Genomic DNA, 12602 nt, shown 5'->3' on the forward strand with positions numbered 1-12602 from the left:
CACGTCCCTCCTGCACAACTGTGCTCGCTGTCGTTCGCGTCGAGGCATAACCCAATGCGCCGGTTCTTCAAAGCGCTCGGCAAGCTGTCGTTTCTCGTCTTCCCGCTTCTCCTCGCCGCTGCCGTCGTGGCGCTCTTCTGGCTTTCGGCTTCGCTGCCGGTGCCTTCCGGCACGATGCGCATCGCCGGTCTGGCCGGCCCGGTGACGATCACCCGCGACCGCAACGACGTTGCGCACATCACCGGGCAAAGCCGCGCCGATGTCTTCGCGGGCCTCGGCTTCGTCCACGCGCAGGAGCGGCTGTGGCAGATGGAACTGACGCGGATGGCCGGCGAGGGGCGGCTTTCGGAGATCTTCGGCGCACCGACGGTCGATACGGACGTTTTCCTGCGCACCCTCGATATCGCCGGTGCCGCGCGCCGTTCGCTCGAAGCGCTTTCGCCGGAAGCGCGCGCCGCGCTCGAAGCCTATGCGCACGGCGTGAACGCCTGGATCGACCGACCGGGACCGGCCTTCGGCGCGAAGTTCTCGCCGGAATTCGTCGTCTTCGGCCACGAGCCGGAACCGTGGAGCGCGGCCGACGCGTTGATCGCCATCAAGATGATGTCCGTCGGTCTTGCGCAAAACGTCGGCGACGAGGCGAGCCGGCTCGCCTTCGCCGCGCTCGGTCTTTCGGACCGGGAGATCGACGATCTGATGCCGCCGCTCGAGGGCGACCGGCCGCCGCCATTGCCGGATCTTCGCAGGCTTCTCGCCCTGCCGCCGGTCGCGATCGGCCGGAACGACGAGCGGGCCGCGATCGAGCGGATCGATACCGGCTGGAGCGAGCGACGCGGCGCCTCGAACAACTGGGTGGTGTCGGGAAGCCGGACGAAGAGCGGGCTGCCGATCCTTGCCAACGACCCGCATCTGGGGCTCGCCGCACCGTCGATCTGGTATCTCGCCGACCTCCGCGTCGAGCGTCCGGGCGAAGAGCCGCGTACGCTGACGGGCGTGACGCTGCCGGGCGCCCCCTTCGTCCTGCTCGGGCGTGGCACGTCCATCGCATGGGGCTTCACGAATACGGGTGCCGACGTGCAGGACGTCTTCGTCGAACGCGTCGATCCGCACGATCCCAAACGGTACCTGACGCCGGACGGGTGGCGCGCCTTCGACACGCGCAGGGAGACGATCCGCGTGGCGGGCGGAAAGGACGTCGTCTTCACCCGGCGCGCGACGCGCCATGGGCCCGTTCTCCCGCACGACTTCCTGGGCCTCGGTTCGTACCTGCCGAACGACACGGTCGCAGCGCTCGGCTGGACGGCGCTCGCCTCCGACGACACGACTGCGATGGCCGGCTTCGACCTGTGGAATGCCGATACCGTCGACGATTTCAAGAACGTGATGCGCGATTTCGTGACGCCCATGCAGTCGATGGTCGTCGCCGACACGAAGGGGTCGATCGGCTTCGTCGCCGCCGGGCGCGTGCCGGTGCGCGACCCGCAGAACACCATCATGGGGCGCGTGCCGGTGCCCGGATGGCTCGCCCGCTACGACTGGAAGGGAACCATTCCCTTCGAGGATCTTCCGCAGGCTAAGAACCCGCCGGTCGGCGCCATCGGTACGGCGAACGCCAAGATCGTCGGTCCGGACTACAAACCCTTCCTCACCTTCGATTGGGAGGAGCCGTTCCGCCAGCGCCGGATCGACCAGCTCATCGTCCATGGGCCCGACGACCAGACGCTCGAGACCTCGCGGCGCGCGCAGGCCGACGTACTCTCGCTCGGCTTGCTGGCGATCAAGCCGCGCATGCTCGCCCTCGTTCGTGGCCGCGGGGACGTCGATCGCGGCACGCTCGCCAAGCTCGCGGCCTGGGACGGACGGATGCGCGGCGACGAAGCCGAACCGCTGATCTTCCTCGCCTGGGTGCGGGCTGCGACGCGCGACATCTTCGCCGACGATCTCGGCCCCGCCTTCGATCGCTGGTTCCGCATCCGCATCGTGCCGCTCGAGCGTGCGCTCGGCAGCGATCCGGCGCGCGACTGGTGCGACGAGAAGGGCACCCGGGCGCACGAAACCTGCGGAGACGTGCTCGCCACCGCGCTGTCGCAAGCGCTGGCGGACCTGGCCACGCGCTACGGTCCCGACCGATCGGCATGGCGCTGGGGCACCGCGCACATGGCAAGGGGCGAACACCGCCCGTTCTCGCGCGTGCCGGGTCTGGCAAAGCTTTTCGACGTCGAGGTGCCGAGCCCCGGCGGTCCGTTCACGCTCGATCGCGGCGTCACCAACGTGGCGAACGAGGACGATCCTTACGGCAACGTCGCGGCGGCGAGCTATCGCGGGCTCTTCGACCTCTCCGACCTCGACGCCTCCACCTACATCCAGACGACGGGCCAGTCCGGCAATGTCTTCTCGCCGCACTATCGCGATTTCGCCCGCCCCTGGGCAAAGGTGGAGGCGATCACCATCCAGACCGACCCGGCAGCCTATCGCAAGGGCGATCTCGGCGTTTGGCGCCTTGTGCCGGCCGATTGAGCGTCACAGCCGCTCGGCGAGATAGAGATGGCCGGGCGTCGGCGTGCCGCTTTCCTGGCGAACGACGATCTCGCCGGCTTCGAGGCAGGTGAAGCCCGCTTCCGTCAGCGCCATGTGCACATAGCTCTCCGCATGGGCGAAGCGCTGTTGCGGGCCGACCTTGAAGGGCGCGCCGGCAAACGCCTGGTCGGGCAGCGTCTCGCTCGAAAAGGCGAGGATCGCGCCGTTTTCGCTGCAGCGTGCCGCGCCCGCGAGGAAGGTTTCGAGGAAGCCGAGATAGGGCAGCACGTCGGTCGCCGCGATCAGGTCCCATGCCGGCTCCTCGATCTCGGTCAGGAAATCGACCACTTCGCCGACATAGAGGTCGTCGTAGACGTCGCGTTCGTCGGCGAGTGCGACCATCGATTCGGCGAGGTCGATGCCCGTCGCGTGATCGACCATGTCGCGCAGCGCACCGCCGGCGAGCCCGGTGCCGCAACCGAGGTCGAGCAGGCGGGCAAAGCGCGTCCGGCCAACGGCCTGTAGCCGCTCGCGCAGGAGTAGCGGCACGCAGTAGCCGAGTTGGTCGACGAGCACGTCGTCGAAGACTTCCGCATGCTGGTCGAAGAGCGTCGAGACATAGGCGTCCGGCGCCTTGGGCGGCGTGGCGCCGCGGCCCATGCTGGCAAGACGCACGGTGGCGCCGGCGCGATCCTCGGGATCGAGCGCCAGCACCTCGTGGTAGGCGAGCGCCGCCGCATCGAAGCTTCCCTCCTTTTCGAGCGCGAGCGCCCGGTCGTAGGCTTCGGCCAATGCCTGCTCGGTGTCGGTATTCGTCATGGTTCGCGCTTTCCGTCCTGGAGGAGGCTTTCTTCTGGCGTGCTGGACCTGATCGAATCAGTTTCGGCGCACGATCTCGTTGTTTGATGCATTGTTCGCGACGCCGGACACGATCAGTCCGGCTGCAAGATGCTCTTACGCGGTCACACCTCGCCGTCGAAGCTCTTCTCTCGACTTTGGGCCCTGCGCCGGGCAACGGCCAGATCTTCCGGCGTGTTGACGTTGAAGAACGCGTCGCCGCCGTCCGACGACGGCGGGAACGCGACGATGCGATGGCGCTGCGCGCGAACGAAACGCATGACGGAGCGATCGCCCTCGTCCTTGAGATGATCCCGCAGCGCCGGTGCGAGCAAGACCGGCCAGAGTGCGAAGACGGGATGGACGCGCTCCCCGCTTGCCGCCACCGAGATCACGGCGGAATCGCCGGCGGCAAGGCGTTCGACGAAATTGCACGGGAAGAACGGCGTGTCGGCGGCAACGGTCGCCACGCGCTCGTATCCGGCGCTTCCGGCGTCGTCCATCGCCGCGAGGATGCCGGCAAGCGGTCCCGGATGTCCGGGAAAGGGGTCGGCGAGGACGGGGCAGGCGAGGGCGTCGAAGCGTGCCGGATCGCCATTGGCGTTGATCGCCACGCGGGCGACCTGCGGGCGCAGCCGGGCAATCACACGCGAAATCAGGGTCTCGCCATCCACGTTGAGAAGCGGCTTGTCCCGCCCCATGCGACGGGAGAGGCCGCCAGCCAGGATGCAGCCGGATATGTCGGGCGGGCTTGCGATGGCGTTCGTCCTTTCCACTTCGGGTTTCCGTCACCGGCGAAAACCGGAGACGTTGCGGAACGCTCCGCGGTCCCGTCCGTTCAAGCTCATCATGGACGGCTCGTGCCGTCTGGCATTACGGATCCTCGACGATGCGCCCTGTGCGCCGCCGACGGGGATCCGAGCAGGCGGGCAAGGTCTCGTGTCTTGCCCATGGTGTGGTCGGCCTCTTTCAGTTTCCGCGCTGGGCCGGCCGGTAACGAGCAACGCAGACGCAATAACAGAGAGAGCAATACGATGACGAAACCCGAAAAGGGCGACACCGTTCGCGTGCATTATACCGGACGGCTGAGCGACGGCACCGAATTCGATTCTTCCGCAGGCCGCGATCCGCTGCAGTTCGAGCTCGGCGCGGGCCAGATCATCGACGGTCTCGACCGCGAGATCGCCGGCATGGACGAGGGCGCCAAGCAGACCGTCACCGTGCCGGCCGCCGAGGCCTACGGCGACCGCAGGCCCGAACAGGTGCAGGAACTGCCGCGTTCGGCCATTCCCGAGGAAATCAATCCCGAGCCTGGCATGCAGCTCCAGGCGACGACGCAGGCCGGACAGCCGGTGCCGATCGTCGTCACCGACGTCAGCGAGGACACGGTGACCGTCGACGCCAACCATCCGCTCGCCGGCCGCGACCTGGTCTTCGACGTCGAGCTCGTCGAGGTCATCAAGGCCGCCTGATACGTCCGACGCTCGAAGAGCGACGACGAAAAAGGCCCGCGCGTTCGCCGCGCGGGCCTTTTTTGATCGGGAAGAGCCGACGGATGGTCCGTCACACTGCCGACGATCAGCCGCCCGTCACGCTCATGTGCCGGCCGACGGAGGGACGGTTCGCCCGGTCGATGACGAAATCGTGGCCCTTGGGCTTGCGGCCGATCGCTTCGTCGATGGCCTCGCGCACGAGCCGGTCGTCCTCGCTCGCGCGCAACGGTGCGCGCAGGTCGGCCGCGTCCTCCTGGCCGAGGCACATGAAGAGCGTGCCCGTGCACGTCAGGCGTACCCGGTTGCAGCTCTCGCAGAAATTGTGGGTCATCGGCGTGATGAAGCCGAGCCTGCCGCCGGTTTCCGCGATCCGCACGTAGCGCGCCGGGCCGCCGGTCTTGAAGGGAATGTCCTCGAGCGTGAATTCCTCTTCGAGGTCGGCGCGCAACTTCGAAAGCGGCAGGTACTGATCCGTCCGGTCGGCGTCGATCTCGCCCATCGGCATGGTCTCGATGACCGTCATGTCCATGCCGCGCCCGTGCGCCCAGCGCAGCATCGACGGGATCTCGCGATCGTTGAAGCCTTTCAGCCCGACGGTATTGATCTTGATCTTCATGCCTGCGTGCTGGGCCGCGTCGATGCCGGCCATCACCTTGTCGTAGTCGCCCCAGCGGGTGATCTCGTGGAACTTCGCGGGGTCGAGCGTATCGAGCGAGATGTTGAGCCTGCGCACGCCGGCGGCGGCGAGATCGTCCGCGTAGCGCGTCAGCTGGGAGCCGTTGGTCGTCAGCGTCAGCTCGTCGAGCCGCCCGGTCTCGATTTCCGCGCCAAGCGCGCGGATAAGCGACATGATGTTCTTGCGCACCAGCGGCTCGCCGCCGGTCAGGCGCAGCTTGCGCACGCCCTTGTCCATGAACGCCTTGCACAGGCGCTCCAGTTCCTCGAGCGAGAGGAGGTCGCGCCTGGGCAGGAACGTCATGTTCTCGGCCATGCAATAGGTGCAGCGAAAATCGCACCGGTCCGTGACCGACACGCGCAGATAGGTTATTTCCCGGCCGAAGGGGTCGATCAATCGATCGTCCTCGCCTTCGGGCGGCACGATGAGCGGCATGGTCATGATATTCGATCTCCGTTGCGCGGTATGTTGCGGTCCATGCCGCTTGCGTCAAGGCCGGGCCGCGGCAGATCGAAGCGAAGAAGGGAGCGAAATGCCATGAACGGCGATCCGGCCGCCTGGCCTGCCGAACTGAAGGTATCGAAGGACCGCCGCCGGCTGACGGTGGTCTTCACCGACGGCGTGCACCACACGATCGAGGCGGAATTGCTGCGGGTGAACTCGCCGTCCGCCGAAGTGCAGGGGCATGGAGCGGGACAGCGCATCACCGTGGCGGGCAAGCGCGACGTCGGGATCATGCAGATGCAGCCCGTCGGCAGCTACGCCGTGCGCATCGTCTTCGACGACATGCACGAAACCGGTATCTTCACCTGGGACTATCTGCGCGATCTCGGCGACCATCGCGAGGAGCGCTGGGCTGCCTACCTGAACGAACTGGCGGAGAAGGGGCTCGGCAGGGACACCGGCTGAAGGCGGCCCGACGCGGGCTCGAAGCCGACCCGGAGCGGGCCCGAAGCGGGCCCGAAGCGGGAACGGCGGGCGTCGTGCCGACCGGTCGCGTCAGCGGTACATCGTGCGTGCACCGCCACTGGCGCCGTGCGGAACGTGGCGATACCGGCGCACGCGATTTCGCCCTTCCGCCTTCGCCGCGTAGAGCGTGGCGTCGCATTTGCGGTAGAGATCTTCCGCATCGCGGGCGAGCGTGCCGGCGCACACGCCGAGCGAGACGGTGACGGGGCCGTAGTTCGTGCCCGTCTTGCGGTTTTGGAGCGGCGTCGTCTCCACGGCGCGGCGCACGCTTTCGGCAAGCGCGTCCGATGCCTCCTCGTCGAGCCCGTTCGTGACGATCGCGAATTCCTCGCCGCCGGTTCGTGCGAGCACGCAGCCGTGCGGCGTCTGGTTGCGCATGACGCTTGCCAGGATCGATAGCACGCGGTCACCGACGGGATGGCCGTAGCTGTCGTTGAGATGCTTGAAGTGGTCGATGTCGATGAGGATCAACGTCGCATCGGCGGTCCTGCCGGGCATGGCGAAGAGGTCCGCCATGATTTCGTCGAAGGCCCTCCGGTTGGCCAGCCGCGTCAGCTTGTCGGTATTGGCGATGCGCTTGTAGGTCTCGAGTTCCTGGCGCACGTCCTCGATCTCGATCGAATGGGCGGTGACGGAGTCGGCGATCGCCTTGCCCTTGTCCATCGTCTCGTCGGTTGCCTCGCTCAGCGTCGAAACCATGGCGCGCAGGAGGTTACTGTCGGTCGCGGCGAGCGCGCCGATCTGATCCTGCGCCTTTTCGAGGATCGAGCCGTAAGCGCCGAGCGATTGCTGTTCCCGGCGCAGCAGTCCGAGAACGCTTTCGAGCTGGGAGGACATCTTCTTCTGCGCGCTGCGGACCATCGAAAACCGGTTATGGCCTTCGAGCGCCGTCTCGCCGAGATGGTCGAGATCCGCCTGCGTCGGATTGCCGTCGAACTTGGCCAGCGCACGGGCGAGTTCGGGATTGTTGCCGCTATGGGCCTCGTAGACGAGCTCGTAATTGCGTGGAATGGCGGAAAGGTTCATGTCGCTCAGCGTCTGAAGCACACGAGGCCCGATCCCGCTATCCCCTTTTACGGTGTATTTCGCATTCGCCATCGCATACCCCCAGCCGATGCGTTGCCGTATCGAAATGTGACACTATTTTGTTAGCCTGATCTTAATTATGCGACATCGTTGCAGCCGATGCGGGGTTCCGCGTGGCAGATTTGCCATGGGGATGATGAAACAAAGGTCTCGGGGTCGTCGTTCGTTTCGTCGAGGCGATTGTTAAGCTAGTATCAACCCTTCAGGGGCTTCGTACACGTTTGGAAGACCGGGCGTCAGGCCGCGGCGGAAACGAAACGGTTGGGCAGTATGAGATTGAACAGGAATGGTCGCGCTACTTTGTTGGTGGCGACACTATCCGCAAGCGTATCACTCACGGCAATTCCGGCGGCGCATGCCGGCGTGTTCGACCAGATATTCGCCGGCGGCAGCGGGCGCCATCACGGGCACGGAAACTTTCCGCCGCCACCGAAGGCGCCGAGCCGTTCGAATTACGGCAACTCGTCTTCCAACGTCTCCTCGACGTCGTCCTCGGTGGCGACCCCGGTGGCGGTCGACAAGCCGGAACCGGCGCGTGTCCACAGCTACGAGCCGGACAAGCTGGTGACGGTTCCGCTCTCCGATCTCGCCGATTCCGTCACGACCGGGTCGATCGACGATATCGGCAACGGTTCGGGCGATTCTTCGCAGTCCGCCGACAATCGTACGACGGATAGCGCCTTCCTGTCCGCCCGCGCCGATCTCGCCGACATGCGCCTGCGGGCGCTGCCCGAGGTCGCGGCTGCGATCAAGGCGCATTACGCGAGCGATCCGAGCTTCATCTGGGTCAGCGACGGACGTGTGAACGAGAAGGCGAAGGCCGTTCTCGACGTGCTCGCCAACGCCGACACGGTCGGCCTCGATCCGGCCGACTACGCGGTTTCGATGCCGAACCGTCCGACGGTGTCCGGGATGCCGAACGCCGACGGCGGGCAGGCCGGCCTTCAGAACGCGAGCGCCATCGGCGGCGACGCGGACCAGTCGATGTCCGGAATGAACGACGGCGGCGAGGGCAGCTTCGTCACCGATCCGTCCGGTTCTTCCGAGCGCGGCATGGGTTCCGGCGCGTCGTCCGGTTCGAGCCGCGAACAGGCGCTCATGCGTTTCGAGATGGAGCTCTCCCGCGCCGCACTGACCTATGCGCTCGATGCGCACCGCGGCCGCGTGGCGCCGGACCGGCTCTCCGACTATCACGACCTTCCGCGCAAGAAGGTCGACCTCGAAGCCGCGCTCGACACGATGGCGAACGACGGCAATGCCGCACGATGGCTGAAGAGGGAGAACCCGCAGGGCGAACAGTTCGTCGCGCTCAAGCAGGCGCTCGCCAAGCTTCGCGAGGACGGCAGTCGTCCGGTCATCTCGCTTCCCTCAAGCCTCGTCATCAAGGTCGGTCAGCGCGACCCGAACACATCGAAGGTGGTCGCCGCCCTGCGCCAGAACGGTTCGGACGATCTGCACTCGAAATACGCGGACACGCTCGCCGACTATGACGGCAGCGACCTTTACACCCGCGACATCTCGCACATGGTCCGCACGTTCCAGAAGGAACAGGGGCTGAGCGCGGACGGCGTCGTCGGACCCAACACCGTATCGGCGCTGACCGGCTTCTCCAACGCGAACAAGATCGAGAAGCTCAAGCTTTCGATGGAGCGGGCGCGCTGGCTTCCCGGCGTCCTTCCCGCCGAGCGCGTCTTCGTCAATCAGGCCGCCTACGTCGCCGACTTCTACAAGGACGGCAAGGAAGCCTTCAAGACGAAGGTCATCATCGGCAAGAAGGATCACCAGACCAACTTCTTCTCCGACGAGATCGAGACGGTCGAGTTCAACCCGTACTGGGGCGTGCCGCAATCGATCATGATGAACGAGATGCTGCCGAAGCTGCGCCGCAACTCGGCCTATCTCGACCGCATGGGCTACCAGCTCACCTACAAGGGCAAGGACGTCTCCTCGACGCAGTTCAACTGGAACCAGATCGGTTCGATGAAGAGCTTCGCCGTGCGCCAGCCGCCGGGCGACGACAATGCGCTCGGTCGCCTGAAGATCCTTTTCCCGAACAAGCACGCGATCTATCTGCACGACACGCCGTCGCAGTACCTGTTCAAGCATAGCGTACGCGACTTCAGCCATGGCTGCGTGCGCATGCACGATCCGCGCGGGATGGCCGCGGAGGTTCTGGGCATCTCGCGCGACAAGGTGGACCAGTACATCGCCAGCGGTCGCAACCAGGCGGTCGACGTCAAGCACAAGATCCCGGTTTTCCTCGCCTACTTCACGGCGTGGCCGCAGAACGGCGGAGCCGTCGAATATTTCGACGACGTCTACGGCCGCGACGCGAACCTGAAGGAAGCGATCTCGCGCACCGAGACGACACGCCGCGCGCAGACCTGAACGGATCGCGCCGGACGGAATTCCGGGCGAAGCCAACGGACGAACGGGTCGCTTTCGAGCGGCCCGTTTTTCGTTTATGGAGCGGCATTCGTCCCCGCCAGAATCCTCATCCATCGCGCGCTCGAAAGGCTCTTGCTTTGGAACGCTTGAAGAAGCGGGGGGCGAGACTCTATGTAGGCAGGGCAGAAGCAAAACCCGATTCACGCGTGTGGCGTGCGGATCGGCCGGAAATGGCAAAGGTGCTTGATTTCATGATAAACCCGGTGGATACCGCCGCGGCGCTCGTGCCGATGGTCGTGGAGCAGACCAATCGCGGCGAGCGCTCCTACGACATTTTCTCGCGCCTCCTCAAAGAGCGCATCATCTTCATCACCGGTCCCGTCGAGGACCAGATGGCCTCGCTCGTATGCGCGCAGCTCCTCTTCCTCGAGGCGGAAAACCCGAAGAAGGAGATCGCGCTCTACATCAATTCGCCGGGTGGTGTCGTCACCGCGGGCATGGCGATCTACGACACGATGCAGTTCATCCGTCCCGCCGTATCGACGCTTTGCGTCGGCCAGGCGGCATCGATGGGCTCGCTGCTCCTGTGCGCCGGTCACCCGGATATGCGCTTCGCCACGCCGAACGCACGTGTCATGGTCCACCAGCCCTCCGGTGGCTTCCAGGGCCAGGCCTCCGACATCGAGCGTCACGCTCAAGACATCGTGAAGCTGAAGAAGCGGCTGAACGAGGTCTATGTCCAGCATACCGGCAAGGACTACGAAACGATCGAACGCACGCTCGATCGCGATCATTTCATGACGGCGCACGAAGCGCAGGAATTCGGCATCGTCGACAAGGTCATCTCTTCGCGCGAGGCGATGGAGAGCGACAAGCCGGAAACCAGTTGAGGCGCGTAGCGACGCATCGAAGATGTGCGTTTTCATGCATTCCGGGCTTCCAAGACGCCCGGAATGCGTTAGAACCGTGCGTTAAGGCTGTGTTGATCGCGCGGCACTACATTCATTGCGTTGCGTAAGTGCCTGTGAAAGGGCCGGGCGTCGTCCGGGCCTTCGGCTCCTCGCTGGGGCCGGGGTCAAGGATTTCGGTCCGCAGCCTTGGAACGGCCGGGCGCAAGACGTCCGGCATGCTGGAAGGAATTGGAAATGAGCAAGGTCAGCGGTAGCAACGGCGGCGATTCGAAGAACACGCTCTACTGTTCGTTCTGCGGCAAGAGCCAGCACGAAGTCCGCAAGCTGATTGCCGGTCCGACCGTCTTCATCTGCGACGAGTGCGTCGAACTGTGCATGGACATCATCCGCGAGGAGAACAAGTCCTCGATGGTGAAGTCCAGCGAGGGCGTGCCGACGCCGCAGGACATTCTCCATACGCTCGACGAATACGTCATCGGCCAGTTCTCGGCCAAGCGGATCCTGTCCGTCGCCGTGCACAACCACTACAAGCGGTTGAACCACGTCGCGAAGAACGCCGGCGACGTCGAGCTTTCGAAGTCCAACATCATGCTCGTCGGCCCGACGGGCTGCGGCAAGACCTATCTTGCGCAGACGCTGGCGCGTATCATCGACGTCCCCTTCACCATGGCGGACGCGACGACGCTGACGGAGGCGGGCTATGTCGGCGAGGACGTCGAGAACATCATTCTCAAGCTCCTCCAATCGGCCGACTACAATGTCGAGCGGGCGCAGCGCGGCATTGTCTACATCGACGAGGTCGACAAGATCTCCCGCAAGTCCGACAATCCGTCCATCACCCGCGACGTTTCGGGCGAGGGCGTGCAGCAGGCGCTGCTGAAGATCATGGAGGGCACGGTCGCCTCCGTGCCGCCGCAGGGCGGGCGCAAGCATCCCCAGCAGGAATTCCTGCAGGTCGATACGACGAACATCCTGTTCATCTGCGGCGGCGCGTTCGCCGGCCTCGACAAGATCATCTCGGCGCGCGGCGAGAAGACCTCGATCGGTTTCGGCGCTTCGGTCAAGGCGGCCGAGGACAGGCGCATCGGCGACGTGCTGAAGGATCTCCAGCCGGAGGACCTCGTGAAGTTCGGCCTCATTCCGGAGTTCATCGGTCGTCTGCCCGTCATCGCGACGCTGGACGACCTCGACGAGGACGCGCTGATCCAGATCCTGTCCGAACCGAAGAATGCGCTCGTCAAGCAGTACCGGCGCCTCTTCGAGATGGAAGACGTCGAACTGACGTTCCACGAGGACGCCCTGCGCGAGATCGCCAAGCGCGCGATCCTGCGCAAGACCGGCGCCCGCGGGCTGCGCTCGATCATGGAGAAGATCCTTCTCGACACCATGTTCGAACTGCCCGCGCTCGAGGGTGTGCAGGAGGTCGTCATCTCCGACGACGTGGTCAACGGCAACGCCCGGCCGCTCTATATCTACGCCGAGCGCAACGAGGAAAAGGGCAACGCGACCGCGTGAGCGAAGCCCTTTCAGACCATTCGGCCTTGAAGGACGGGCGTTGCCGGCTCGGCGGCGCCCGTCTTTTCGCTTCGATGACGCAGGGAATGCCGGAAGTCATCGACTTGGCGTACCGGGGCCGGTCTTGAAACCGTTTCGCCTGCACGCCACGTGTCGGACAACGAAAGTCCACGGGATGCATGCCGTCCCGAACGCCGGCTCGCTTCGGGC

Annotated in this window: 10 protein-coding genes; 6 read left to right on the forward strand and 4 right to left on the reverse strand. The window is 65.3% G+C overall.

The window, feature by feature from the left end; all coding sequences use genetic code 11:
* Positions 1 to 54 precede the first annotated feature (54 nt).
* Complete coding sequence (locus FJU11_RS01275; protein WP_141165187.1) at positions 55 to 2517, forward strand: penicillin acylase family protein; 2463 nt, start codon at positions 55 to 57, stop codon at positions 2515 to 2517.
* 3 nt (positions 2518 to 2520) lie between these two features.
* Here FJU11_RS01275 and FJU11_RS01280 read toward each other — a convergent pair whose 3' ends face one another.
* A complete protein-coding gene (locus FJU11_RS01280) occupies positions 2521 to 3336 on the reverse strand; it encodes a class I SAM-dependent DNA methyltransferase (protein ID WP_141165188.1) in 816 nt (271 codons plus the stop codon).
* A 143-nt stretch (positions 3337 to 3479) separates the two neighbouring features.
* Positions 3480 to 4130 carry a molybdenum cofactor guanylyltransferase MobA gene (mobA, locus tag FJU11_RS01285; RefSeq protein WP_235890718.1) on the reverse strand — a complete coding sequence of 217 codons (651 nt, stop codon included), beginning with the start codon at positions 4128 to 4130 and terminating at the stop codon, positions 3480 to 3482.
* Positions 4131 to 4388: 258 nt separating this feature from the next.
* Between mobA and FJU11_RS01290 the strand changes: the two genes are divergently transcribed.
* On the forward strand, positions 4389 to 4826 hold the full coding sequence (locus FJU11_RS01290) for an FKBP-type peptidyl-prolyl cis-trans isomerase (RefSeq protein WP_141165189.1): 438 nt from the start codon (positions 4389 to 4391) through the stop codon (positions 4824 to 4826).
* A 106-nt stretch (positions 4827 to 4932) separates the two neighbouring features.
* On the opposite strand, the gene moaA is transcribed toward FJU11_RS01290, so the two are convergent.
* Complete coding sequence (moaA, locus tag FJU11_RS01295; RefSeq protein WP_141165285.1) at positions 4933 to 5958, reverse strand: GTP 3',8-cyclase MoaA; 1026 nt, start codon at positions 5956 to 5958, stop codon at positions 4933 to 4935.
* A 102-nt stretch (positions 5959 to 6060) separates the two neighbouring features.
* Between moaA and FJU11_RS01300 the strand changes: the two genes are divergently transcribed.
* Complete coding sequence (locus FJU11_RS01300; RefSeq protein ID WP_141165190.1) at positions 6061 to 6432, forward strand: gamma-butyrobetaine hydroxylase-like domain-containing protein; 372 nt, start codon at positions 6061 to 6063, stop codon at positions 6430 to 6432.
* Positions 6433 to 6522: 90 nt separating this feature from the next.
* On the opposite strand, the gene FJU11_RS01305 is transcribed toward FJU11_RS01300, so the two are convergent.
* On the reverse strand, positions 6523 to 7539 hold the full coding sequence (locus FJU11_RS01305) for a GGDEF domain-containing protein (protein WP_181407995.1): 1017 nt from the start codon (positions 7537 to 7539) through the stop codon (positions 6523 to 6525).
* 345 nt (positions 7540 to 7884) lie between these two features.
* Between FJU11_RS01305 and FJU11_RS01310 the strand changes: the two genes are divergently transcribed.
* The 3 genes from FJU11_RS01310 (at position 7885) to clpX (ending at position 12392) form a co-directional block, all read left to right on the forward strand.
* Positions 7885 to 9966 (forward strand): L,D-transpeptidase family protein, encoded by a 2082-nt coding sequence (locus FJU11_RS01310; RefSeq protein ID WP_181407996.1) that lies wholly within the window; start codon positions 7885 to 7887, stop codon positions 9964 to 9966.
* A 251-nt stretch (positions 9967 to 10217) separates the two neighbouring features.
* A complete protein-coding gene (locus FJU11_RS01315; protein WP_141165286.1) occupies positions 10218 to 10856 on the forward strand; it encodes an ATP-dependent Clp protease proteolytic subunit in 639 nt (212 codons plus the stop codon).
* Positions 10857 to 11111: 255 nt separating this feature from the next.
* Positions 11112 to 12392: an ATP-dependent Clp protease ATP-binding subunit ClpX gene (gene clpX, locus FJU11_RS01320; protein WP_141165193.1), complete on the forward strand. Its 1281-nt coding sequence runs from the start codon at positions 11112 to 11114 to the stop codon at positions 12390 to 12392.
* Positions 12393 to 12602: the final 210 nt, after the last annotated feature.

Source organism: Pararhizobium mangrovi (assembly GCF_006516965.1).
In the GTDB taxonomy this organism is placed as follows: Bacteria; Pseudomonadota; Alphaproteobacteria; order Rhizobiales; family Rhizobiaceae; genus Pararhizobium_B; species Pararhizobium_B mangrovi.